The following is a 23,491-nucleotide window of genomic DNA, read 5'->3' on the forward strand; positions in this document are numbered from 1 at the left end:
CGGCTACCGTGCAGTGGTGGCACTCCTCGCGGACGGCTGCCTGGAACGCAACGCGTGGATCTGTGGCGACTACGTGTCGTCCCGCTTGGACGAGATCATGGCCGCGTTACGCGAGCACGTCGGCCTCACCGTGAGCGCGGTCGGCTACGGCACGCTGATCGCCGCCCCGCTCGTTCTGGCCGCCCGCCGCCGGCCGGCGCTGGCCGCCTGGATCAGCGCCGCCACCAGCGCCCTGTACACGGTGCCGTCGCTGGCGTTCTTCGCCATCCTGCTGCCGTTCACCGGCCTGTCCCGGACGAGTGTGCTGATCGGCCTGGTCGCCTACACCCTGGTGATCCTCTTCCGCGGGTTCCTCACCGGGCTGGGCTCCGTCCCGCCCGAGGTGCGGGCGGCGGCGGTCGGGATGGGGTACGGGCCGGCCCGGCTGCTGGTCACCGTGGAGCTGCCGCTCGCGCTGCCGTCCATCATGGCCGCGCTGCGCGTCGCCACGGTGTCGACGATCGCCCTCACGACGGTCGGGGCGACGATCGGGCACGGCGGGCTCGGCGACCTCATCTACGACGGGCTGGGCAGCACGTTCAGGGCCGAGGTGCTGACCGCGTCCGTGCTCTGCGTTGCCCTGGCCGTCACCGCGGACCTGCTGTTCGTCGCGGCGCAGTGGCTGCTCACCCCGTGGCGGCACGGCGCGCACGGGGCACACACGGCACACGGAGCACACAGGACGCACAGGACGCACGGGCCGCGCGGCGGATGAGCCCGACATGAGCATGATCACCAAGACGGCGTCGTGGCTGTCGGACGGCGCCAACTGGTCCGGCCCCGAGGGGATCCTCGCCCGGCTCGGCGAGCACCTCGTGCTCAGCGGCGCGTCTGTCGGGATCGCCGCCGCCCTGGCGCTGCCACTCGGAGCGGCCCTCGGCCACGCCGGCCGCGGCGGCACCCTGGCGATCAACATCTCGAACATCGGACGCGCGGTGCCCACCTTCGCCGTGCTCGTGCTGCTGGCGATCGGACCGCTCGGCATCGGCGACACGACGACGATCGCGGCGCTCACCCTCTTCGCGCTCGCCCCGCTGGTCACGAACAGCTACGTGGGCGTCCGGGAGATCGACGGTGACGCCCGCGAGGCCGCCCGTGGGATGGGCATGTCCGGCTGGCAGATCCTGCGCGGTGTCGAGCTCCCGCTGGCCGCGCCGATGATCATAATCGGGCTGCGGCTGGCGGCGGTGCAGGTCGTCGGGACGGCGACCATCGCCGCGCTGATCGGCGGCGGCGGCCTCGGCCGGTTCGTGGTGGACGGCCTGGCCCAGCACGACGATCCCAAGGTCGTCGGCGGCGCGGTGCTGGTGGCCGTGCTCGCGCTGGCGGTGGACGCCGTCCTGCTGTGCGCGCAGCGGCTCGTGGCCCCCCGCGGCGGCTCCACCGGGCGGGTCCGCGCCGGAGCGTGACGGCCCTGGCCCACACGGACGTCCGGCAGGTCGCCGTCGGCCGGGGTTTCCGAGTTGCGGTCGTCCTGGTGACAACGGCCGGTCTGGGTTGCACTGGCAACTGGTCGCACGGCAGGGTGACCCGGGGCGGGGCCGGGCCGCACGCCAACGACAACGGCGACAGGACGAGGGATGGGGTCGGCGAACGTGAGCGAACCAACGTCGGTGGCGGCAGAGGCTGGGCAGGCCGTGCGCCGGCGCACCCGGCGCACCCGACGGATCCGCCCGTGTCCGCGCCGTGCCGGCCGGCGCCGGGTGGGTGCCGCGGCGGCGGCCATGCTGGCTCTCGCGCTGACCACTGCGGCCTGCGGCGACGGCTCCGGCGGCGCCAGCCTTGGTTCACTCACCGTCGCCGACGCCGGCTTCACCGAGAGCAAGATCCTCGCCGACATGTACGGCGAACTGCTCACCAACGCCGGCTACAAGGTCGAGCGGACCTCGGTGCAGAGCACCGAGATCGCCCAGTCCTCCCTGGAGAGCGGGCAGATCGACGCCATGCCGCAGTATGTGGCGACCTACGCCGACCTGCTGAACTCCCAGGTCAACGGCTCCGGAGCCGCCTCGGTCTCGTCGTCGGACCTGAACGCGTCGCTGGCCGGGCTGCGCCGCCTCGCGAAGGGGCTGGGCCTGAGCGTGCTCGAGCCGGCCGACGCGGTCGACCAGAATGCCTTCGCGGTGAGCAGGTCCTTTGCCGCGGAGCACCACCTGACGACCCTGACCGACCTGGGTGCCAGTGGCCTGACAGTGAAGCTCGCTGCGGGCGCCGAGTGCGCGACCCGCCCGTTCTGCCAGCCCGGGTTGGAGAAGACCTACGGGATCGAGATCTCCGAGATCGTCGAAACCGGTGTGGCGACCGCCCAGACCAAGGCCGCGGTACGGGACAACACCGCGCAGCTCGGCCTGGTGCTCACCACCGACGCCACCGTCAACGACTACAACCTGGTCGTGCTGACCGACGACAAGAAGCTCCAGAACGCCGACAACCTGGTGCCGATCGTGAACACCGACTCGCTCGCCCCGGAGATCACCTCGGCACTGAACGCGCTGGCGCCGGTGCTCACGACGGCGGACCTGGCCGAGCTGAACAAGAGGGTGGACGCGGAGCGGGAGAAGTCCGAGGAGGTCGCGCACGACTTCCTGGCCGAGAAGGGCCTGCTGGACAGCTGACCGGTCACCGACCAGCGGCCGACCAGCCGCGCGCCCAGCCGGGCCTCGGCGGGACGAGCCGCCGTCCCTTCGGTGGGCTCTGTGGTGGGCCGGGGGTGGCGCCCGCGGCGTCGCCGCCACCCGACCGGCGCGCATCCGCCAGGATGGGGGCGTGACCGGAACGCCTTCCGCCCCCACGACCAGCCCCGACGACCAGGCCGACGGCCCGGGCGAGGGCACCGTCGACCGCCAGCCCTACCGCGAGCTGGGCCTGACCGACGACGAGTACGAGCGGATCGTCGCCACCCTCGGCCGGGTCCCCACCGACGCCGAGCTGGCCATGTACTCGGTGATGTGGAGCGAGCACTGCTCGTACAAGTCGTCCAAGGTGCACCTGCGCCAGTTCCGGGACACTCCGGCCACAGACCGGCTCCTGGTCGGCATGGGTGAGAACGCCGGCGTGGTGGACGTCGGCGAGGGCCTGGCCGTCACCTTCAAGGTCGAGTCGCACAACCACCCGAGCTTCGTCGAGCCGTACCAGGGCGCGGCGACCGGTGTCGGCGGCATCGTCCGCGACATCCTGACCATGGGGGCCCGGCCGATCGGGATCCTCGACCCGCTGCGCTTCGGCGCCGCCGACGCCCCCGACACCGCCCGGGTGCTGCCCGGCGTGGTCGCCGGCATCGGCGGCTACGGCAACTGCCTGGGCCTGCCGACCATCGGCGGCGAAGTCGTCTTCGACCCGGTGTACGGCGGGAACCCGCTGGTCAACGCCCTGTGCGTCGGCGTGATGCCGGTCGGGCGGGTGCAGACCTCCGCCGCCACCGGGGTCGGCAACGCCGTGGTGCTGCTCGGCGCGAAAACCGGCCGGGACGGCATCGGCGGCGTCTCGGTGCTCGCCTCAGCCACCTTCGACGAGGGCGGCGGCCCGGCCCGGCGGCCGTCCGTGCAGGTCGGGGACCCGTTCACTGAGAAGATCCTCATCGAGTGCTGCCTGGAGCTGTTCGACCGCGGCCTGGTCACCGGCATCCAGGACCTCGGCGGGGCCGGCCTGACCTGCGCGCTCACCGAGACGACCGCCGCCGGCATCGCCACCGGCCAGCCCGGCGGCATGGAGGTCGACCTCGACCTCGTACCGCTGCGCGAGGCGTCGATGGCGGCGCACGAGGTCCTGGCCAGCGAGTCCCAGGAGCGGATGCTGGCCATCGTCACCCCGGACGCGCTGCCCGAGGTGCTGGCGCTCGCCGAGCGGTGGGGCGTGATCGCCACCAACATCGGCACGGTGACCGACAGCGGCCGCCTCGTCGTCCGCTGGCACGGCGAGGTCGTCGTGGACGTCCCGCCGGGCTCGCTCGCCGACGACGGGCCGGTCTACGAACGCCCGATGCGCCGCCCGGTCGACCTTGACGTGCTGCGGGCGGACACGCCGTCCGCCCTGGAACGGCCGCGCACCGGCGACGCGCTGCGGGCGACCCTGCTGCGGATGATCGCCTCCCCGAACCTGTGCTCGCGGGCCTGGGTGACCGAGCAGTACGACCGGTACGTGCAGGCCAACACGGTGCTGGCCCAGCCCGAGGACGCCGGCGTCCTGCGGCTGTCGGCCTCCGGGCTCGGCATCGCGCTGGCCACCGACGGCAACGGCCGCTACGCCCGGCTGGACCCGTTCGCCGGGGCGCAGCTCGCCCTGGCCGAAGCGTGCCGCAACGTCACCGCGGCCGGCGCCGAGCCGATCGCGGTGACCAACTGCCTGAACTTCGGCTCCCCCGAGGACCCGGAGGTCATGTGGCAGTTCGCCCAGGCCTGCGCCGGGCTCGCCGACGCCTGCCGGCGGCTCGGCCTGCCGGTCACCGGCGGGAACGTGTCCTTCTACAACCAGACCGGCTCGGCGCCGATCCATCCGACGCCGGTCGTCGGCGTGCTCGGCCTGTTCGACGACGTCACTCGCCGCACCCCCATCGGCTTCACGGACGAGGGCGACGCGCTGCTCCTGCTGGGCGACACCCGGGACGAGTTCGGCGGCTCCGAGTGGGCCTGGGCGACCCACGGCCATCTCGGCGGGACGCCGCCGGCCGTCGACCTGGAACGGGAGAAGCTGCTCGGCGAGATCCTCGTCGGGGGCTCCCGCGAAGGGCTGCTCACCGCGGCCCACGACCTCTCCGAGGGCGGGCTCGCCCAGGCGCTGGTCGAGTCCTGCCTGCGAGGCGGGCACGGGGCACGGATCGAGCTGCCCGCCGGGGCGGACGCGTTCGTCGAGCTGTTCAGCGAATCGGCCGGACGGGCGGTCGTCGCCGTCCCCGCCGCCGAGCAGGACCGTTTCGCGCGGCTGTGCGCGGACCGGGGCCTGCCGTGCCGGCAGATCGGCGTCGTGACCGACGGCGAAGCCGACCGCGGCAGCGGAAACGGCGTTGGCAACGGCAACGGCGGAGGCGGAAGCCTGAACGTCGCCGGCGAGTTCGCCATACCGCTGGACGAGCTGCGGGCGGCCCACGAGGGCACGCTGCCCCGCCTGTTCGGCCGCGGAGCCTGAGGCCACGGAGCCTGAGGCCACGGCCCGAACGCGGGTCGGTGCGGGCCCGGACGCGGCGCGGTCGATGTCCGGTTAAACAATTGAATTGAGCCTTACAAAACAATCAGAAACGCGCCCACAAGCCCCTTCCTGGCGACCAACAGCCGCCACCCACACCCAAGCCAAGCCAGCCCGACAAATCATCGGCTTCCGGACACCCAAAAACAACCGTGGCGATTGAGTGAGTCCATGGACTCACTCAATCGCCACACATCATTTCGCCCGGCCCGACAGCAGGTGCCCGACCAGATCAGGAGTGGCCGTAGGGCTCCGGGCCGGCGTCGGCGTCGGCGGTGCCGGGGGGCTGGTCCGGGACTGAGCCCGGGGAGTGCGCGGCCACCCCGACCAGCTCGATGTCGGTCGGAGTCAGGTCGGAGGGGTCCTCGTCGAAGGGGACCGGCTCCGGATGCGCCGAGGGCGCGATCAGCGCCTCCGAATGGGCTCCGCAGCCGTGGTCGACGGCTGTGACCCGGCCGTCATCCGGGGCGAGCTCGTTCGCGCACACCCCGAACAGGCGGCCGAGCGCACCGACGAGCCGGACATGGAAGCCGCAGGTCAGGCAGGCCGCCGGCGCGACCTTGGCGATGGACGCGTCCGGCCCGGAGTCACCGCCGTACCAGCGCTCGGCGGCTTCCTCCCGGCCGAAGGTCGACAGCATCCGGGGGCGGCCGATCCCGAGCCCCATCCAGGCCTCGGGGTCGTCGATCTCCTCCGCGTCACTCGCCCGCAGCGCCAGCCGGGGGTCGTCCACGGCCGTCGGGAGCAGGTCGCCCACGCCGACGTCACCCGGCCGCAGGCGCTCGGACCAGGGCACCCAGGCCGGGGCGAGCACCGCGCCCTCGCCCGGCGTCAGTATGACGTCGTTGACGGTCGCCTTCCGGATGCGCGACGCACGCGCGACGACGACGGTCCAGGTCCAGCCGACGTAGGCGCGGGAGAGGCACTCGAACCGGTGCAGGACGAGCCGCTCCGCCTCGGCCTCGACACCGAGGTGCCTGCCGACCTCTGCGGGCGAATCGGCCTCCTCCTCGGCCGCGGCACGGGCGAGGTCCACCGCGCCGGCGCACACCGCGTCGAGGACGGGCTCCCGCAGCAGACGTCCCGTCCGCGCGATCCGCGCCCGCACCGCCGGCGCGGGGGTTTCGGGCTCGGATGTCCCGGGCACCGCCCTTTCGTGCCCCGACACCGCACCAGCCGGAACGTCGACGGACGCATCAGCCGGCCCACCGGCGGGCGGCCCACCGGCGGGCGGGTCACCGGCGGGCGGGTCACCCGATGCGTCGGCGGCGGAGGCTGGCGCGTCAGGTGACGTCGGGGGAGTGGGCTCGGCCGCTGCCGCCCGCGTACGGCGCGACGACCGGCGCACGGGCCGGCGTGGCTTCTCGTCCGCGGGGGACGGCGCCGTGGCCTCACTGTGATCCGTCGCAGTGTCAGCGGGGGGAACGCCGGCACCATCCGACGAACCCCGGGACCCACGGGCCCCAGCCGACTCGGAACGAACTTCTAGTGCTTCCACGGCACGTATTCTCACCCAACGACGGTCGCCCCGCCCGATGTGGTCGTGGTCTCGAGCGGTACTGGCGAGGACACTCGGCAGAGTGAAGCCGGGAAGCACGCTCACCGAAGGACTCAACCGCCTGCGTGCGACCATTCGCCGCGACGGCGCGCAACAGTCCGGGCTGTCCTCGCTGACCGAGTTGTCTTTCGTCAACGCGGCGGGCGACGCGCTCGTCACGGTGGCGCTGGCCGGCTCGCTGTTCTTCGCGGTGCCGACCGGCGAGGCCCGGTCCAAGGTGGCACTTTACCTACTGATCACGATGGTGCCGTTCGCCCTGCTGGCCCCGGTCGTGGGGCCGCTGCTGGACAGGGTGGCCTACGGGCGGCGCACCGCGCTCGCGGCCATCTGCCTCGGGCGGTGCCTGCTGGCCTGGCAGCTGGCCGGCGCGCTGGACGGGCTCGCGGTCTACCCGCTCGCCCTCGGGCTGCTCGTCCTGTCGCGGGCGTTCGGCGTCGCCCGCAGCGCCGTCGTGCCGCGAGTCACGCCGCCGGAGATGACCCTGGTCAAGGTCAACTCCCGGATCTCCCTGGTCAACATCGTCGCCGGCGCGATCGTCGCCCCGGTCGGCCTCGGGCTGGCCAACATCCCGTTCGTCGGCTATCCGTGGGTCCTGCGGGTGTGCGCGCTGATCTACATGGCCGGGGTGCTGCTGGCCTTCAACCTGCCCGGCCACGTCGACTCCGCGGCCGGTGAGCGGACGCTGCGCGAGCTCACCGGCCCGCGCCGGCGGGGCAACCTGCGCACCCGGTTCGCCGCGGCGCTCGGCGCGCTGCCCGTCGCGTTGCGGGCGACGCTGGTCCTGCGCGGACTGGTGGGCTTCCTCACCTTTTACCTGGCATTCCTGCTGCGGACGAACGGCGGCAACAACCTGTGGCTCGGCGCCCTCGCGGCGACGGCGGGATTCGGCAGCGGAATCGGCGTCCTCATCGGCGGGCGGCTCGGGCGCCGGCGTCCCGAGGGAATTCTCATGCTGGGCCTGCTGCTGGCGGCGAGCGGATGCCTCGTCGCCGCGGTGACGTACACCCGGTTCACCTCGCTGGTCGCGGCCCTGCTGGCGATGACGGCGGGCTCGATGGCCAAGCTGGCGCTGGACGCCATAATCCAGCGCGACATCGTCGAGGACACCCGGGGCTCGGCCTTCGCCCGCTCCGAGACTGCGCTGCAGCTCGGCTGGGTGACCGGCGGCGCGTTCGGGCTGATCGAGATGCCGGGCACGCTCGGCTTCGCGCTCGCCGCGGCGGCGGTCGGGCTGGCCCTCGTCCTGCAGTCCCGGGCGCTGCGGGAGGCCCGCCGCCAGGCCCGCGAGCGCCACCGGCCCACGGCCCGGGAGACCACCGGCGCCAAGCCGCCGTGGGCGGGCCCGCAGGCACCGGCGCAGCCGTCCGCGCCCGTCGCCGACACCGTTCCCGCGCCGGCCGGCTACGCGACAACCGACCACGCTGTCGCCGATCCCACAGCGACCGACCCCACCGCGGTCGGTCCCCCACCGGTCAGCCCCGCACCCGCGGGTGCAGTGCCCACGGGTTCCATGAACGGCTGGTACGCCCCCGATCCGCGGGCTGACGTCCCGGTCAGTTGGCGGGGGCCCGTCGGCGGCGGGCAGTGGGCCGGCGGCGATCCCGACGCTACGAACCCGCTGGGGCACCCGCTCGTCCCCGGGCCGGCGGCGGCCGAGGGCACGGGCGGCGCGTACGGCCCGGCACCGCAGCTGCACCATGCCTACCAGCAGCCCTACCATCTGGACTCCGGGCAACCGGGCCACCAGCAGAACGGCTACCGGCAGGGCCGACAGCAGTCGTACCAGCAGGAACCGGTCCAGGACAGGCCGCCGGGGCCGGACGCGGGCGGGACACCCGGGCCGGGTACGGCGGGGCAGGAGCAGCCCGGTGTGCCCACCCCCGCGGTGCCGCGGACGCTGGAGGATCCCGACCCTCCGGACGGCTCCGCCCGCCGTGGCCGCTGGCGCCGCGACCGGCCACGATAGCTCCCACAGGGCAGGCCGCCCGCCACGCCTGGAGATAACCGTGAGCGCCAGATCACAGCGGGTGCTCGGAACCACGGAGGGTCGATCGCGGTGCTAGGGTCCGTCAACTAAGTCCGGTTTGCACCACATCACAGGGATCGTGCCGTCACTGCGCCGTCCGGCACGGTGGCCTGGTCGCAGACCGGCGCCCCAACGGCGCGACGGAAGACGAGGACACGTCCAAACCATGATCTTGAGCAGGTCATGACCCGCACCCTCATCGTCACCGCGGTGAACGCCGAGGCGGACGCGGTGTGCGCCGGTCTGATGGGGAGTTGGTCGCGCGGCCGCTCGCGCACTCCGTCCGGGCCCGGCGGCCTGGTCTCGCCCGACTGGGACCGGCAGTTGCTGACCACCTCGACCCTCGGGCCCTACGTCGGGCGCCGGCGCGGTCCGGTGACCGTTCTCGCCGCCGGCCCGGCTGGTCCGGCGTCCGCGGCCGGGACGGCCGTCGCCCTGGCGGTCGCGAGCGCGGCCGGCGAGCCGTTCGGGCTGGTCATCTCGATGGGGATCGCAGGCGGTTTCCGCGGCTGGGCTGAGGTCGGCGACCTGGTGATCGCCGACCGGATGGTCGCCGCGGACCTCGGTGCCGAGTCCGGACTCGACGAGCCGGCCGAGCCGGCAGCCCCGGTCCGGATCAACGAGATGGACCGCAACCTGGGCTTCCACCCCACCGGGGCACCCCCGTACCAGCCCGGCCCGCCACCGGGCCCGGTGGCGGCGGGCGCGTTCCTGACCATGGACGACCTGGGCCTCGGCTCGTCGACCCTGCAGCCCGACGCCGACCTCGTCCGGCGGCTGACGACCGTTCTCGACATCACCGGGCGCAGAATCGTGAGTGGCACCGTCCTCACTGTGTCGACCGTGACCGGGACGGAGCGGCGGGCCGCGGCGCTCACAGCACGGCTGGACCCGGTCGCCGAGGCGATGGAGGGGTACGCCGTCGGGATTGCCGCGGGCGCGTTCGGTGTTCCGGTGACGGAGATCCGCGCGGTCAGCAACCCGGTCGGCCGGCGGGACCGCGCGGCGTGGAACACGCAGGCCGCGCTGAGCAGCCTGCGCACCGCGGCGGCGGCGCTCGTGGCACACCCGGAGGGCCTGGTACCCGCCCCCCGCGCGGAGAAGGAGTCGGGGCCGACGGGCTAGCCCGGGCCCTCGGGAGGCAACGGACCAGGAGGTCGCGCATGAGTACACCGCCGATCGGAAGCGAGGGCGGAGCCCCGGCGCCGGACCAGCTGACGCTCGCCATCTCACCGTGCCCGAACGACACCTTCGCCTTCCACGCGCTCATCCACGGGTTGGTCCCGGGTGCCCCGGCGGTGTCGACGACCTTCGCCGACATCGACGTGCTGAACGCCCGCGCCGCCGACGGCCGGGACGACCTGGTCAAGGTCTCCTACGCGGCCCTGCCGTGGCTGCTCGACCGCTACTCGCTGCTCACCGCCGGCGGCGCGCTCGGCCGCGGGTGCGGACCGCTCGTCCTGACCGCCGGGCAGACGGACCTGCGCGGCGCCTCGGTCGCCATCCCGGGCACCCGCACCACCGCCTACCTGCTGTTCCGGCTGTGGGCCGAGCAGCTCGGCATCGGCTCGATCAACGTCGTGCCGTTCGACCGGATCATGCCCGCCGTCCGGGACGGCCAGTACGACGCCGGGCTGGTCATCCACGAGTCGCGGTTCACCTACCCGTCCTACGGACTGACCGCGGTGGCGGACCTCGGTGACTGGTGGGAGGGCCGGACGGGGCTCCCGATTCCGCTCGGCGCCATCGTGGCCCGCCGCGGGCTCGACACCGCCGCGTTGTCGGCCGCCGTGCGGGCCAGCGTGGCCGCGGCCTTCGCCGACCGGGCCGCCAGCGCGACCTTCGTGATCGAGCACGCGCAGGAGATGGCCCCCGAGGTCGCGAACGCCCACATCGAGCTCTACGTCAACGACTTCACTCTCGATCTGGGGGACGAGGGCTTCGCCGCCGTCCGGGAGCTGCTCGGGCGCGCCGCCGCCGCCGGCCTCGTCCCGGAGCTGCCCGCCGGCGCCCTGACCGCCACCGCCCCGACCGCCAGCACTCTGACCACCGGCGCGTAGCCAGAGCCGCGCCGGGCCCGTTAGCAGGGCCGGGAGTGTCACACTGACGTTCATGCCGGCGACGAGGTCGGCCAGCTCCACGAGGCCGTCACCGGCGTGCTGCGCGATGCGGAGCGTGCCGCGCAGGGCCTGGCCGCCGGCGACCTCAAGGCGGAGAAGAAGCTCGGGCTGAACGTGCACGGCCAGGCCGGGCTACCCTGCCCGCGCTGCGGGGACACCGTCCGGGAGGTGTCGTTCACCGATCGCTCGCTGCAGTACTGCCCCACCTGCCAGACCGGCGGGCGGGTTCTGGCCGACCGGCGGATGTCAAGGTTGCTCAGGTGAGCGCCACGCCGCATCCGCCCAGCCCCGCGGCGGGTGGCAGGATGGCACTGTGAGTCCCCAGCAGATACCGACCGTGAACGTGACGGAGCTTCCCGTCCACCTGCCCGCCGAGGGTGGCCCGCTGCTCGTCGACGTACGCGAGCCCGACGAGTGGGCCGCCGGTCACATCGACGGCGCGGTCCACATCCCGATGGGCGACTTCCTGGCCCGCATCAGCGAGGTCCCCCGGGAGCGGGAGATCGTCGTGGTGTGCCGCTCCGGCAGCCGGTCGGCCGCCGTCACCGCGCACCTGGCCCGTGAGGGCTGGCAGGCCCGCAACCTCGTGAACGGGATGATCGGCTGGCAGGCCGCCGGCCGCCCCATGATCAGCGAGACCCCGCTCGCCCCCACCGTGCTCTGACCGTGCTCTGACCGCCGCCGCCGCGGCTCACCGCGGCGGCGCGGCTCCGCCTAGTCGGCTTCCACCCGCGCTGGTTCCACCCGGACGACATAGTCCTCGATCACCGGGTTCGCCAGCAGCGTCGACGCGAGGTGCTCGATGCGCGCCAGCGCCTCGGCGTCGGCCTCGCCGTCCAGGTCCAGCTCGAAACGCTTGCCCTGGCGAACGCCGCTGATCCCGGCCACGCCGAGGCGCGGCAGCGCCGTGAGCACCGCCTGGCCCTGCGGGTCGAGGATCTCCGGCTTGAGCATCACATCCACCACAACCCTGGTCACACCCGCGGACCTTACCGGCTTTCGGCGGCCCGTCCGCCTGGCTGGTTAGGCTCGCCGGGTGTCCCCCTGGAGAACATCCACCCTGGTCGTCGGTTTCGACCTGGACATGACCCTGCTGGACGCCCGCCGCGGGATCGTCGCCACCTTCGCCGAGCTGGCCACCGAGACCGGCGTCACGATCGATGGCGAGGCCGCCGTGCGCCGGCTCGGCCCCCCACTCGAGGACGAGATCGCCCGCTGGTTCCCGGCGGACGAGGTGGCCCGGCGGGCCGCCCGCTATCGCGAGCTCTACGCGGTGCACGCGGTGCCCGTCTCCGTCGCGATGCCGCACGCCACCGAGGCCGTCGAGGCGGTCCGCAGCGCCGGTGGGCGGGTCGTGGTCGTGACCGCGAAGAGCGAGCCGCTGGCCCGGGCCAGCCTGGAGCACATCGGGATCACAGCGGACCACGTCGCGGGCTGGCTGTTCGCCGAGACCAAGGGCGCGGCGATCGAGGAGCACGGCGTGGACGTCTTCGTCGGCGACCACGTCGGGGACGTCCACGGCGCGCGCGCGGGCGGGGCGGCCTCCGTCGCGGTGCCCACCGGCCCCTGCCCGCCGGACGACCTGACCGCGGCCGGGGCGGACGTCGTCCTGCCCGACCTGGCGGCCTTCCCGGCCTGGCTGGCGGACGAGGTGCTCCGCCGGCGCCTGGACACGCTCAGCGCACGGCTGGGTGAGCTCGGATCGGTGCTGGTCGCCTTCTCGGGCGGCGCGGACTCCGCCTTCCTGCTGGCCGCCGCCGCGCGGGAACTCGGCCCCGACGCCGTGGTCGCGGCCACGGCCGTGTCGGCGTCCCTGCCCGCGGCCGAACTCGACGCGGCCCGCCGCTTCGCCACCGGCCTCGGGGTGCGCCACCTGTTCCCGGCGACCGACGAGATGAGCCACGAGGGCTACCGCGCCAACAGCTCCAACCGTTGCTACTTCTGCAAGTCCGAGCTCGTCGACACACTCGCGCCGCTGGCCGTCGAGCTGGGTCTGGCGCACGTGGTCACCGGAACCAACGCCGACGACGCGCGTGCGGGGTTCCGGCCCGGCATCGGCGCGGCGGCCAGCCGGGGCGCGCGCACGCCGTTGCTGGACGCCGGTCTGACCAAGGCCCAGGTGCGCGCCGCGTCCCGGGCCTGGGGGCTGCCCACCTGGGACAAGCCGGCGGCGGCCTGCCTGGCGAGCCGGATCGCCTACGGGGTGCGGGTCAGCCCGGCCCGGCTCGCCCGGGTGGAGCGTGCCGAGACGGCGCTGCGGGTGGCCACGGCAGCGGCCGGCCTGCACATCCGCGACCTGCGCGTGCGCGATCTCGGGGACGTCGCCCGGATCGAGGTGGATGCCGACCACGTGGCCGGACTGGTGGCCCGTCCCGATCTGGTCTCGGTGGTCGTCGAGTCCGGTTTCGCCCACGCGGAGGTCGATCCCCGGGGCTTCCGGTCCGGCTCGATGAACGAGCTCCTTCCCGCCCCCGGGCGCCAGACCGAGCCGGCCTGACACCCGGATCGGGATCAGCGCCTCAGAAGGTCGGGGCGCCCTCGCCCTGCTGCCGGGCGCCCCGCTCGACGTGCTCGCGGTAGGCGGCGGCCTCACTCGGCGTCGCCGAGAGGCCGTCGGCCTCCCGCATCGCCGCGGCGTCGGCGGTACCTCCGTCGGCGTGCGCGTTCTCGTCGCGGCGACGGCTGTCCTCGGCCTCGGCGAAAGCGTCCGCGTCGCGGAAGTCGAGATCACGGTCGGGCTTCGACATGGAGCTCACTCCTCCGAACGATCGATTCTTTCTGGTTGCGCGTTGTGTGCTCCTGCTGGTGCGTCCGCTGGTGCGCGCCGTGTGCGCTTGTGTCCTGCAGCGCGACCGTTCCGCGTCACGCGCACGGCGGTCCTGCCCCGGATGCGTCTTCTGTAACGTCCTTGGGCTCCGGAAGAACTCGCCTTACCGGACAGACGCTCCATATTCCGCAGTCAGCCACGAAGTGTCCGGTGTCGGACGAACATCGGCGTGGTCATCCGGGGACGATGTCGGGCCCCGGCCACGCGGTGTCATCGTCCGCGAAGGGGCTACACATGAGGCGGGCGCCGGATAGCCTGGGAATCCGTCACCGCGTGTCAATCCGCCGATCCGCAACGCAGAACGAGGTCGCCCGTGCCCACCGGCAAAGTCAAGTGGTTCGACGTCGACAGGGGTTTCGGTTTTCTCAGCCGTGATGACGGCGACGCCGACGTCTTCGTCCACAAGGCCGCTCTGCCGTCCGGTGTGGATCGCCTCAAGCCCGGCGATCGGGTCGAGTTCGGCATTGCCGCCGGCCGGAAGGGCGATCAGGCGCTCTCGCTGCGCATTCTGAGTGCTCCTCCGTCCGTTGCCAAGGCCGCCGCGAACGCCTCACGGCGCAGCCCCGACGAGCTCCACAGCATGGTCGAAGACATGATCAAGGTCCTCGACGACGTCCAACGCGACCTGCGCCGCGGGCGCTACCCCGACCGCAGGGCGGCCCAGAAGGTGGCCAAGGTCGTCCACGCGGTCGCCAACGAGCTCGAGCGCTGACAGGCGCGACCCCCGGTCAGGCCCGGGGGTCGTCCGGCGGGGTGATCGTCACCCGGCGTCCGCAGCCCGCGCAGACCGCGACCACGGCGCCGGGCTCCTCGTCCGAGGGCACCAGGTGCGCCAGCGGCACCTGCCCACCGCACCAGGGGCAGGCCAGCCACGGCCCGGCGGTCTCGGTCATCAGCGGTGCTCCCGTCCGGGGTGTCGCGATGCGGACTGGTCCGGGGCGCACCGCTGCGCCGTCCGCTCTGGTATCGACGACTCTGACACCGACGACACCGACCCGCCGGGCGTTCCGCGCCGTGGCCGGAGAATCCGGCCATAGCTTCGGCACGCGCGGAGCCGTCGCCACGTTGGTGCAGACTGCGAACAGGCGTAGAGCCGCGACCCCGGGCACCGAAGGTGGAACATCATCGTGGATCACAACGGGGAACGCGTCGCTCCGGCGGCGCGCGGGCAGCCGGGTGGCATGGCGCCACCCGGTGAGGTCCTGCACCCGCACGAACCCCGGGCGATCGGCCCGTACCGCCTGCTGCGCCGCCTGGGCGCGGGCGGGATGGGCACGGTGTACCTCGCCGAGTCCGCCGGCCGCCGGGTCGCGGTGAAGGTCGTCCGGCCGGACCTGGCCGCCGACGAGGAGTTCCGGCGGCGGTTCCGGCAGGAGGTCGACGCCGCCCGCCGGGTCGCGCCGTTCTGCACCGCCGAGGTGCTGGACGCCGACCCCGACGCGGCCGCCCCCTACCTGGTGACCGAGTTCATTGAAGGCGTCCGGCTCGACCACGCGGTGGAGAACGGCCCGATCAGCGGTTCCACGCTGACCGGGCTCGCCGTCGGCGTGGCCACCGCGCTGACCGCGATCCACGGCTCCGGTCTCGTCCACCGTGATCTCAAGCCGAGCAACGTGCTGCTGTCGATGTCCGGCCCCCGGGTGATCGACTTCGGCATCGCGCAGGCGCTCGAGGGCGCCAAGGCGAAACCCACCGCGTGGGGCTTCGGGTCCGCCGGCTGGATGGCCCCCGAGCAGGTGAACGGCCAGGCCATCGGCCCGGAGGCCGACGTGTTCACCTGGGGCATCCTGGTCGCCTACGCGGGCACCGGCCACCACCCGTTCGGCACCGGGACGGACCTGGAGCTCAGCACCCGTATCGTCGGCTCCCGCCCGGCCCTGGACGGCCTGCCGCACGATCTGAAGGCGCTGGTCGCGGCCGCCCTCGCCAAGAACCCCGACGACCGCCCGAGCGCCCGGGACCTCCTGCTGAACCTGATCGCGCTGCCCCCCACCCGGTCCGACGACGGCACCGGGCAGCCGAGCGCCAGCGCCGTCGGCCAGGCCGAGGAACTGCTGAACCTCACCAGGGGCACGACCCTGCCCGGCCTCGCGCCGACCCGGGTCGCCCCGGGGACGTCCGGTGAGCGGGCCCCGGCCAGCCACGGCGGCCCCCCAGGTCACGGTGGCGGGGCGGGGCCGTCCGGTGTCGCTGTTCCGGCGCCGGCGGGCGCGCCGGCCTTCTCCGGGGCCCCCGGAGTGGCACGCGGGCCGGCTCCCGGCGGCGGCCCCGCGGGATTCGGGCCCTCCGGCTTCCGCCCCGCCGGTGCTGGCGCGGCACCGCACCCACCCACGCACGGGCCAAACCCGCCGGTGCAGGGCCCGTACCCGCCCGTCCCCTCTGGGACCAGCCAGCCTCGCTCCACGTGGCACCGCGTGCTCCTGTTCGGCGCTGCCGCGCTCGCAGTCGTCCTGGCCGCCTGGCTGATCAGCTCGGTCGCCGGCGGCTCGGACGATCCGGGAGCAGCCTCGGGAGCCGGCGACCGGCCCGCGGCGTCCCAGCAGCCGACGACTCCGCGCAGCGGGGGCCTGAACACACCCGTCCGCGACGACCAGCTCGAGTTCACCGCGAGCAAGATCAGCTGTGGCGCCGACCGCGTCGGCGACGGGTTTCTGGCCCGCCGCCCGAACGGCCAGTTCTGCCTGGTGGACATGAAGATCACTAATGTGGGAACGGCCGAGCGTGTTCTGAGCAACTCCAACCAGTACCTGCACACCTCGGACGGCGGCCGCCATGCCGCCGACTTCCTGGCCCGCTACTGGATCAACGACGGGATCTGGGACACGATCTCCCCCGGCGCCACGGTCACGGGCACCTTCGTCTTCGACATCCCCGTGGACGCGGAGGCCGAGGAGCTCGAGCTGCACGAGCGGCCGGAAAGCCAGGGCGTCACGATCCAGCCGTAACGACCCGGGCCAGCTGCGACGGCCCCCGGGGGCGTCAGACGAGCGGCCTGGCCGCCGCCGAGATCGCGAGCGCGTCGAACGGCATCGGCCCGACGTCGAGGACGGCGTTGCCGGAACAGGGCCGCAGGCCGTCAAGCAGGAGATCGAGATGGCGCCGCCAGACCTCGGGTGCGAAACCGTCGGTCAGGTCCAGCACGACCCGCATCGACCGGACCAGCACGATCAGGTCGGAGAGCACGACGTCCGACCGCACCGCCCCGGCCTGCTGCGCCCGGGTGAACATCTCGCCGATCAGCGGGACCACATCGGCGAACAGCAGCTTGTTGGTCCGCCCGCTCCACAGCCGGCTCGACAGGAAGGCCCACTGGCAGACCTCGGTCGTGATCGACCGGATGAAGAACGACCGCAGCGCCACCGTCGGTGGCTCGGTGGCCAGCACGTCCTCGGCGATCGAGCGCAGATGATCGACGACCGTGCCGAGGATCGCCTCGATGAGCGCGTCCTTGTTCGGGAACCGCCGGTACAGCGTGCCCATCCCGACCCCGGCCCGCTTCGCGATCTCGTCGACGCCGACGTCGAGGCCCTGCTCGACGAACAGCTCACGGGCGGCGGCGAGCACCCGCTCACGGTTGCGCTCGGCGTCGCGGCGCAGCGGCCGCGGCGAGCCGGGCGGCCGGGAGACCGGCCTCGCCCGCGCCGGCCCGGGTGGCACCGGGATCGAGCTCAGGTGCCGGGCGGGCGCGGTCTCCGCACCGGCCCGGCGCGAGAACACCGGCTCGGCACGCGGCCGGCCCAGATCATGGTCAGTCGTCCCGCCACCGGTTGGCCCGCCGTACATGCCAGAACACTGTATGGGCATCGGCCCGCCCATCCGGCCATTTCCCGGAGCCCAGCCGACGGGACCGGACACGGATCCGCATCGACGCAGGCTACGGTGGCCGTCACGGACGCAAACGGCCGTAGACGGACGAAACCGGACGTGCGAAGCGGGCCGGCCACGCCGAGCAGATCGGGGACAACAGTGGGCGAGAGCACGGCCGGCGCGGGGCCCACGAGCGCCACTGGCGCCAGGCGCCGCCGCGGAACGGGCCGTGGCGGAGCCGGCCTCGGCGGCGCGGGACGCGGGCGACTGGTCCGCGCCGCCGGCGCCCTGTGCGCGGTCGCGATCATCCTGCTGGTCGGCGGGTGCGACGAGGTCCTCGACGCCACGGCGGGAGACCCGACCGCCGCGCCCGCACCCGGCGGCGGGGTGAGCGGCGCGGGCGCCCCGCCCGGCGCAGGCTCGGCCCTCCAGGTGCTCGGCACGCTGTCGATCCGCGCCGAGGACAACTCCCCGCCCTACAAACGCAACGAGTTCGGGACGGCCTGGAGCGATGTCGACCACAACGGCTGCGACACCCGCAACGACATCCTGCACCGCGACCTGCGCAGCATCACCACCCGCAGCAACGACGACTGCATCGTCCTGACCGGCGAGCTGCGCGACCCGTACACCACCCGAATCATCCGGTTCGACCGCGGGCGCAACTCGTCGGCCGTCCAGATCGACCACGTGATCCCGCTGGCCGACGCCTGGCGCACCGGCGCACTGGAATGGACCGCGAAGGAACGCCTCGGCTTCGCGAACGACCCGGAGAACCTGCTGGCCGTCGACGGCCCGATCAACCAGCAGAAAAGCGACCAGGACGCCTCCGAATGGCTCCCACCGAGCCCCGGAATCCGCTGCGCCTACATCGCGCGCCAGGTCGGATTGAAATCCCGCTACGGCCTCTGGGTCGAACAGGCCGAGGCGGATGCCATGCGGCAGGTGCTGCAATCCTGCCCGCAGCAGCCACCGCTCGGAATGGCCGCGGCCTCCGGCTGAACACCGAACACCCGTCCGGCCGGCGACCCGCCACTGCGCGGGCCACCGGCCGGACGGCGAACGACTCCGGTCAACGCACCGGCGGGTACCCGGCGCGCCCGTCCACGTCATAGTCCGCCGGGACGTCCACCTGCCGGGTGGTGCGGCGGTGCACCCGCAGGGCCTGGGCCGGGGGCTCCTCGTACGCCCCGGCCTCGGGGTAGACGTCCACATCCGACCGCGTCACGAGGGCGCGCCGCCGCCGGGGCGCGAACACCGCGAGCTCCAGGACGAGCCCGACCGCCCCGGCCAGCATGAGGATGATCCCGACGACCGCGATGTCGAGCCCGGAGATCGTCACGTCGACCGCGAACGTGAGGATCGCGCCGAGCGCCATCAGAAATACTCCGGCACCGATTCCCATTGCGTTACTCCCTCCGAGGGCCTGTCCGGCGGAGGACGCTGACGAGGTGACCTCCGACCTTCGTGATCGGGGTCGGAGTACCCGGTGCGCCGACCGGTACTCATCCCGATGTGGGAGACATTCCGGACCGCCAACCGGTCCACCCCCCATGGCCGCCCGCCCTGACCACGGTTTTGACCCTGGCTTGTGCTGGTTAAGGGACCGAATCCCGCTTCGCACGATCTCGGGGGTTTGCTTCGCCTAAAACCGGGCATCGGGGCGTCAGCCGCTTCTCCGGGGTGAAGCGCGCCACTGGGCCGGGCCGTCAACTTGAGTCGCTGCTCGCAGCCCCAGTCATTCCGCACGCCGCAGAGGCGGCAACGGGATCAGCGGTGCCCGGCTTCACGCCCGCCACCCGTGGCCGACCGGCTGGCCGCGTCGGCGCCCTCTGCCCTGGACCCGGACTCGAGCTGGCGGGCCGGGATGCCAAGCATGTTTCCAGACCAGCAGAGAGAGGCTGAAACAACACGCTCCGGAGCAAGACCCACGCCCCCGAGATCGAGCGAAGCGAGACCGAGCCCCCCGGCCAGCCCCCAACCGAAAACCAGCCTTTGGGCCCCACGCACAGGAAGCCGAAGCGTTCGGAGCCACCGCACCCCAGCCCTCCGGGGGGTCTCGGGGGGTCACCCCCCGGAAAGCGTCGCGGCCCGCCGCGCAGCCAACCCGAAGGGGCTGGCAAGCACGACGGGCCGGCTCGTGGGCGAGGGGGGAGTTGAACCCCCACGTCCGTTAGGACACACGGACCTGAACCGTGCGCGTCTGCCATTCCGCCACTCGCCCGAGTGGGACTATCTCCTTGCCGTGGGACACGCTATCACGCTGGAGACGGTAGCTTGCGCCGCCCCCCCGGCCGGCCGCGGAGGCATGTCAAGCTGCCGAGCCGAGGGTTGGACCGGCCTGGGGGCATACGATCTCACAGACCGGGAGAAGGGAGGTCGGGCATGGGCGTGCTGCAGCGCTTCGAACGGCGCCTTGGCGGCCTCGTCGAGGGTGCGTTCGCGAAGGTCTTCAAAGGCGGGGTCGAACCCGTCGAGATCGCCAGCGCCCTGGCTCGCGAGACCGACGACCGGCGTGCGAACAGCTCGAACCGTGTCCTCGTCCCGAACGAGTTCGCCGTCGAGCTGGCTGGTGGCGACTTCGCCCGGCTGGCCCCCTACACCCGGGCGCTCTGTGACGAGCTGGCGGAGATGGTCCGTGAGCATGCCGCGGAGCAGCGCTACACCTTCGTCGGCCCGGTGACTGTCCGACTCGCGGAGGCCGCCGATCTCGACATCGGCGTCTTCCGGATCCGCAGCAGTGTGGCCTCCGCGGATCCCGCGGTGGTCGGTGGCCGCCGGCCGCGGCCGGCGGCGCCGGGTACCCCGCATCTACTGATCACGACACGCGCGCCGGGCGGGTCGGGCAGCGGCGAGCGGGAGTACCCGCTGGACGCGGAGACCACGGTGATCGGGCGCAGCGTCGAGTGCGACATCCGACTGAACGACACGGGCGTCTCGAGGCGGCACGGCGAGATCCGCCGCCTGCCTGACGGGCAGTTCCTGTACGTGGATGCCGGCTCCACGAACGGCAGCCTGGTCAACGGGCGCGCGGCGACGCAGGTGAAGCTTGTCAACGGCGACCGGATCGAGTTGGGGACCGCGGTCGTGGAGTTCCGGCGTGAGGAGGCCCGCGGCGCAACCGGCCCGCGTGGGCCGCGCACGCCGGTCCCGGCGCGCTCGTCACCGCCGCCGGGCCGCCCGACCCCGCCTCCGGCGGATCACCGCACGCCGCCGCCGTTCGACCCGCGCCAGCCGACTCCGTCGACCCGCCGGGGTACTCCGTCGCCGGACGACCGCTATGCCCGCCCGGAGCCGGGTGGTCCGGGCGGCCGCGAGCCCGGTTACCGCGACCGCCCCGGCCGGGATCCACGCGATGGCGACTACCGCGAGGGGCCGTCTCCGCGTTTCCGGGACGACCCGCCCGGCCGGCCCGCCGGCGACCACCGGCCGGACGCGTACCGCGAGGGGCCGTCGCCCCGCTTCCGCGACGATCCGGGCGCGCCGCCCGACGGTTACCGCGAGGGGCCGTCCGCGCGTTTCCGGGACGAGCCGCCCGCCCGCCCGCCCGCCCGGCCGCCGGCCGGGCCCCGGCCGGACGGCTACCGCGAGGGGCCCTCGCCCCGCTTCCGCGATGACGGGGCTCCCGCCCGGGGCCGCCCCGGGCCGACGCCGCCGCCGAACGCGCGCCAGGGCGGGGAGCGGGGTGACGGCGGCCGGCGGGCCCCCGGGCCGGGCCGGGAGCCCGAGTACGGGCGGGCCGGCAGGCCCGATCCGGGCCGCGGTCACCGCGGGGAGCCACCGCGTGCCGGCGCGCGCGGCGCGGGCGGTCCCGCCGACGAGATGTACCGCTCGTCCACCGATCCACGCCAGCGCCCGCCCGTGCGCGCCGACGACGGCCTCGAGGCGCTGGAGCCTCTCGACGGCTTCGACGACGCCGAGACCCGCCTGCCCAGCCGGGCGGCGAACCATCCCGGCGACGACCGCCGGCGCAGGGGCTGGTAGCCGATGGATCCCACCGCGCCGAGCGAGCTCGTCCTCCTGCTGGTGAAGATCGGCTTCCTGGCGCTGCTCTGGGGGTTCGTCCTGGTCGCCATCCGAGCTGTCCGCCTGGACATGTTCGGGCCGACCAAGCGCCAGCAGCGACGCCAGCCAGTAGTCGCGAGGGCACCGTCCCCCACTCCCGGGGGGCGTCCCGAACGTGTCAGATCGCCACGCCAGAGCCCACGCCCAGCCCCCGCGCCACCCATCAACCCGGCTCCGAGCCGGCTCGTGGTCACAAAAGGGCATCTTGCCGGCACAACAATCCCACTAGGTCCCGAGGCAATCACCATCGGACGGGCACCGGACTCGACTCTGGTCCTCGAGGATGACTTCGCGTCAGGACGGCATGCGAGACTCGTTCCTCACGACGGACAGTGGTTCGTCGAGGACCTCGGCTCGACCAATGGCACATTCCTCAACCGCACGAAGGTGACGAGTCCCATGCCGGTACCTCTCGGCGCGCCGGTCAGGATCGGGAAGACGGTCCTGGAGCTTCACCGGTGAGCCTCAGGCTTCACTTCGCCGTCCGCTCGGATGTCGGGCACGTCCGAGAAGGGAACGAGGACTCCGCCTACGCGGGTGCCCGCCTGCTCGCGGTGGCCGACGGTATGGGCGGCCACGCCGCCGGGGAGGTCGCGAGCTCGACCGTCATCTCCCGGCTGGCCGAACTCGACGAGCACCTCGACGCGACAGACCTGCTCGAGGAGCTGTCCGACGCCGTCCGGGACGCCAACCGTCGCCTGCGCGACATGGCGATGGAGAACAGCTCCCTGGACGGGATGGGCACCACGGTGACCGCGATGCTGTCCTCCGGGGAGCATCTCGGCCTGCTGCACGTGGGCGACTCCCGCGCGTACCTGTTGCGCGACGGCGTGCTGACGCAGATCACCCATGACCACACCCTCGTCCAGGACCTGGTCGACCAGGGTCGGATCACCCCGGAGCAGGCGAACACCCATCCGCAGCGGTCGCTGCTGATGCGGGCGCTCGACGGCCGCGAGGTCGAGCCGGACGTCTCGATGCGCCAGGCCGTCGACGGGGACCGCTACCTCCTGTGCACCGACGGCCTGTCCGGGGTGGTCAGCGAGGAGACGATCCTGGAGGCGCTGCTGCTTCCTGCGCCGCAGGATGTGGTGGACCGCCTGGTCGAGCTCGCCCTCAAGGGCGGCGGCCCGGACAACATCACGGTGGTGGTCGCGGACGTCATCGACGACGACCTCGACGACGACGCCCCGCTCGTGGCGGGCGCGGCCGCGGAGAAGCGCGTGGTCCCCGGGGCGGCGGCGGCCCGCACCGGACCCAACCCGCGCAACACCGACTCCGAGTCGGCGGCGGCGAAGGCGGCCCGCATCGGTCGGCCGGGCTTCCACCGCCGGGGCTCCGGCGACCGCCACGACGATCCCGACGACGACCCCGAACGAGGCACGGCCCACGGCGGCCGGCGCCGCCTGTTCATGTCGACGGTCGTGCTCGTCCTGGTGGTCGCCGGCGCGGCAGCCGGCTGGACGTACGTGCGCGGCCAGTACTACGTGGGCGTCGACGACGATCACGTGGCGGTCTTCCAGGGGCTGAAGGGGAGCATCGCGGGCATCTCGCTCTCGACGGTGCGCTCCCGCCACCAGCTCCTGTCCGAGGTCAACGAGCCCTTCCAGGACACCGTGCGCCAGGGCATCGAGGCCGACGGCCTCTCCGAGGCCCAGCGCATCGCGGCCGACCTGCCCACGGCGTCCCCGGCCGCCTCGACCACCGACACCGCGCCGACCACGTCCCCCACCCGGGCGCCGGATGCGAAGACGTCCAGGTCGGATCCGCTCCCGACCGTCGACCCCACGTGCCTGGGCGCGGTGACCGGCGCCGCGCCGCCACCGGGCTGCCCCGGGGTGGGCGTGACGCCGTCCCCGTGAGTCCGGACG

At 73.5% G+C, this 23,491-nt stretch carries 21 protein-coding genes, 1 tRNA gene and 1 pseudogene; 16 read left to right on the forward strand and 7 right to left on the reverse strand.

The genetic code is table 11. The features are described from left to right. Window positions 1-73: 73 nt before the first annotated feature. The 4 genes from E0504_RS27530 to purL all read left to right on the forward strand — a co-directional run bounded on the left by E0504_RS27530 (window position 74) and on the right by purL (window position 5,160). Entirely contained in the window at window positions 74-754 is a 681-nt protein-coding gene (locus E0504_RS27530; RefSeq protein WP_373693946.1) for an ABC transporter permease, read from the forward strand. A gap of 7 nt (window positions 755-761) precedes the next feature. Beyond that, complete coding sequence (locus E0504_RS27535; protein WP_112109379.1) at window positions 762-1,448, forward strand: ABC transporter permease; 687 nt, start codon at window positions 762-764, stop codon at window positions 1,446-1,448. Window positions 1,449-1,619: 171 nt separating this feature from the next. Continuing rightward, on the forward strand, window positions 1,620-2,654 hold the full coding sequence (locus E0504_RS27540; protein ID WP_131626085.1) for an ABC transporter substrate-binding protein: 1,035 nt from the start codon (window positions 1,620-1,622) through the stop codon (window positions 2,652-2,654). Between the two features lie 151 nt (window positions 2,655-2,805). Beyond that, window positions 2,806-5,160: a phosphoribosylformylglycinamidine synthase subunit PurL gene (purL, locus tag E0504_RS27545; protein WP_112109377.1), complete on the forward strand. Its 2,355-nt coding sequence runs from the start codon at window positions 2,806-2,808 to the stop codon at window positions 5,158-5,160. A gap of 289 nt (window positions 5,161-5,449) precedes the next feature. On the opposite strand, the gene E0504_RS27550 is transcribed toward purL, so the two are convergent. Beyond that, a complete protein-coding gene (locus E0504_RS27550) occupies window positions 5,450-6,364 on the reverse strand; it encodes a DUF3027 domain-containing protein (RefSeq protein WP_373693941.1) in 915 nt (304 codons plus the stop codon). A gap of 433 nt (window positions 6,365-6,797) precedes the next feature. Here E0504_RS27550 and E0504_RS27555 point away from each other — a divergent pair, with 433 nt between their 5' ends. From E0504_RS27555 to E0504_RS27575, 5 genes and pseudogenes are all read left to right on the forward strand, one after another. Further along, window positions 6,798-8,741, forward strand: coding sequence for an MFS transporter (locus tag E0504_RS27555; protein WP_112109375.1), 1,944 nt, complete (start codon window positions 6,798-6,800; stop codon window positions 8,739-8,741). A gap of 243 nt (window positions 8,742-8,984) precedes the next feature. Continuing rightward, entirely contained in the window at window positions 8,985-9,926 is a 942-nt protein-coding gene (mqnB, locus tag E0504_RS27560; protein ID WP_112109374.1) for a futalosine hydrolase, read from the forward strand. 38 nt (window positions 9,927-9,964) lie between these two features. Continuing rightward, the gene (locus tag E0504_RS27565; RefSeq protein ID WP_112109373.1) at window positions 9,965-10,861 is read left to right on the forward strand and encodes a 1,4-dihydroxy-6-naphthoate synthase; all 897 of its coding nucleotides are present in this window, start codon (window positions 9,965-9,967) and stop codon (window positions 10,859-10,861) included. A 60-nt stretch (window positions 10,862-10,921) separates the two neighbouring features. Next, window positions 10,922-11,185, forward strand: a pseudogene (locus E0504_RS27570) (zinc finger domain-containing protein); the annotation flags it as partial. Between the two features lie 49 nt (window positions 11,186-11,234). Further along, complete coding sequence (locus E0504_RS27575) at window positions 11,235-11,585, forward strand: rhodanese-like domain-containing protein (RefSeq protein ID WP_071063959.1); 351 nt, start codon at window positions 11,235-11,237, stop codon at window positions 11,583-11,585. 50 nt (window positions 11,586-11,635) lie between these two features. Here the strand turns inward: E0504_RS27575 and purS are convergent, their stop codons facing one another. After that, on the reverse strand, window positions 11,636-11,899 hold the full coding sequence (gene purS / locus E0504_RS27580; protein ID WP_012157592.1) for a phosphoribosylformylglycinamidine synthase subunit PurS: 264 nt from the start codon (window positions 11,897-11,899) through the stop codon (window positions 11,636-11,638). 58 nt (window positions 11,900-11,957) lie between these two features. Here purS and larE point away from each other — a divergent pair, with 58 nt between their 5' ends. Next, window positions 11,958-13,418: an ATP-dependent sacrificial sulfur transferase LarE gene (gene larE, locus E0504_RS27585; protein WP_255565782.1), complete on the forward strand. Its 1,461-nt coding sequence runs from the start codon at window positions 11,958-11,960 to the stop codon at window positions 13,416-13,418. Between the two features lie 22 nt (window positions 13,419-13,440). Here larE and E0504_RS27590 read toward each other — a convergent pair whose 3' ends face one another. After that, window positions 13,441-13,668 carry a hypothetical protein gene (locus E0504_RS27590; RefSeq protein ID WP_112109371.1) on the reverse strand — a complete coding sequence of 76 codons (228 nt, stop codon included), beginning with the start codon at window positions 13,666-13,668 and terminating at the stop codon, window positions 13,441-13,443. A gap of 393 nt (window positions 13,669-14,061) precedes the next feature. Here E0504_RS27590 and E0504_RS27595 point away from each other — a divergent pair, with 393 nt between their 5' ends. Next, window positions 14,062-14,460 carry a cold-shock protein gene (locus tag E0504_RS27595; RefSeq protein WP_012157590.1) on the forward strand — a complete coding sequence of 133 codons (399 nt, stop codon included), beginning with the start codon at window positions 14,062-14,064 and terminating at the stop codon, window positions 14,458-14,460. Between the two features lie 16 nt (window positions 14,461-14,476). On the opposite strand, the gene E0504_RS50525 is transcribed toward E0504_RS27595, so the two are convergent. Beyond that, entirely contained in the window at window positions 14,477-14,641 is a 165-nt protein-coding gene (locus E0504_RS50525; RefSeq protein ID WP_165938627.1) for a hypothetical protein, read from the reverse strand. Window positions 14,642-14,875: 234 nt separating this feature from the next. Here E0504_RS50525 and E0504_RS27600 point away from each other — a divergent pair, with 234 nt between their 5' ends. Further along, window positions 14,876-16,693, forward strand: a complete 1,818-nt coding sequence (locus E0504_RS27600) for a serine/threonine-protein kinase (RefSeq protein ID WP_112109369.1) — start codon at window positions 14,876-14,878, stop codon at window positions 16,691-16,693. Between the two features lie 34 nt (window positions 16,694-16,727). Here the strand turns inward: E0504_RS27600 and E0504_RS27605 are convergent, their stop codons facing one another. Next, window positions 16,728-17,531 carry a TetR/AcrR family transcriptional regulator gene (locus tag E0504_RS27605; RefSeq protein ID WP_235015108.1) on the reverse strand — a complete coding sequence of 268 codons (804 nt, stop codon included), beginning with the start codon at window positions 17,529-17,531 and terminating at the stop codon, window positions 16,728-16,730. A 183-nt stretch (window positions 17,532-17,714) separates the two neighbouring features. Between E0504_RS27605 and E0504_RS27610 the strand changes: the two genes are divergently transcribed. After that, on the forward strand, window positions 17,715-18,557 hold the full coding sequence (locus E0504_RS27610) for an HNH endonuclease family protein (RefSeq protein ID WP_112109367.1): 843 nt from the start codon (window positions 17,715-17,717) through the stop codon (window positions 18,555-18,557). Between the two features lie 70 nt (window positions 18,558-18,627). Here E0504_RS27610 and E0504_RS27615 read toward each other — a convergent pair whose 3' ends face one another. Beyond that, window positions 18,628-18,960, reverse strand: a complete 333-nt coding sequence (locus E0504_RS27615; protein WP_071063968.1) for a DUF6458 family protein — start codon at window positions 18,958-18,960, stop codon at window positions 18,628-18,630. Between the two features lie 736 nt (window positions 18,961-19,696). Then, window positions 19,697-19,779: transfer RNA gene (locus E0504_RS27620), tRNA-Leu, on the reverse strand. 161 nt (window positions 19,780-19,940) lie between these two features. Here E0504_RS27620 and E0504_RS27625 point away from each other — a divergent pair. Genes E0504_RS27625 through E0504_RS27635 form a run of 3 tightly spaced genes read left to right on the forward strand, consistent with a single transcriptional unit; the run spans window position 19,941 to window position 23,482 of the window. Then, entirely contained in the window at window positions 19,941-21,539 is a 1,599-nt protein-coding gene (locus tag E0504_RS27625) for a DUF3662 and FHA domain-containing protein (protein ID WP_131626087.1), read from the forward strand. Window positions 21,540-21,542: 3 nt separating this feature from the next. Continuing rightward, window positions 21,543-22,082 (forward strand): FHA domain-containing protein, encoded by a 540-nt coding sequence (locus E0504_RS27630; protein WP_083391044.1) that lies wholly within the window; start codon window positions 21,543-21,545, stop codon window positions 22,080-22,082. After that, complete coding sequence (locus E0504_RS27635) at window positions 22,079-23,482, forward strand: PP2C family serine/threonine-protein phosphatase (RefSeq protein WP_112108761.1); 1,404 nt, start codon at window positions 22,079-22,081, stop codon at window positions 23,480-23,482. The genes E0504_RS27630 and E0504_RS27635 overlap by 4 nt, the downstream gene beginning before the upstream one ends. The last annotated feature ends 9 nt before the right edge of the window (window positions 23,483-23,491 follow it).

The organism is Parafrankia sp. BMG5.11 (genome assembly GCF_004337455.1).

Coding starts and splice junctions, on each gene's coding strand:
- E0504_RS27540 (WP_131626085.1), top strand. CDS start 1,620: ATGGGGTCGGCGAACGTGAGCGAACCAACGTCGGTGGCGGCAGAGGCT.
- E0504_RS27535 (WP_112109379.1), top strand. CDS start 762: ATGAGCATGATCACCAAGACGGCGTCGTGGCTGTCGGACGGCGCCAAC.
- E0504_RS27625 (WP_131626087.1), top strand. CDS start 19,941: ATGGGCGTGCTGCAGCGCTTCGAACGGCGCCTTGGCGGCCTCGTCGAG.
- E0504_RS27605 (WP_235015108.1), bottom strand. CDS start 17,531: ATGTACGGCGGGCCAACCGGTGGCGGGACGACTGACCATGATCTGGGC.
- E0504_RS50525 (WP_165938627.1), bottom strand. CDS start 14,641: ATGACCGAGACCGCCGGGCCGTGGCTGGCCTGCCCCTGGTGCGGTGGG.
- E0504_RS27630 (WP_083391044.1), top strand. CDS start 21,543: ATGGATCCCACCGCGCCGAGCGAGCTCGTCCTCCTGCTGGTGAAGATC.
- mqnB (WP_112109374.1), top strand. CDS start 8,985: ATGACCCGCACCCTCATCGTCACCGCGGTGAACGCCGAGGCGGACGCG.
- E0504_RS27565 (WP_112109373.1), top strand. CDS start 9,965: ATGAGTACACCGCCGATCGGAAGCGAGGGCGGAGCCCCGGCGCCGGAC.
- E0504_RS27590 (WP_112109371.1), bottom strand. CDS start 13,668: ATGTCGAAGCCCGACCGTGATCTCGACTTCCGCGACGCGGACGCTTTC.
- E0504_RS27615 (WP_071063968.1), bottom strand. CDS start 18,960: ATGGGAATCGGTGCCGGAGTATTTCTGATGGCGCTCGGCGCGATCCTC.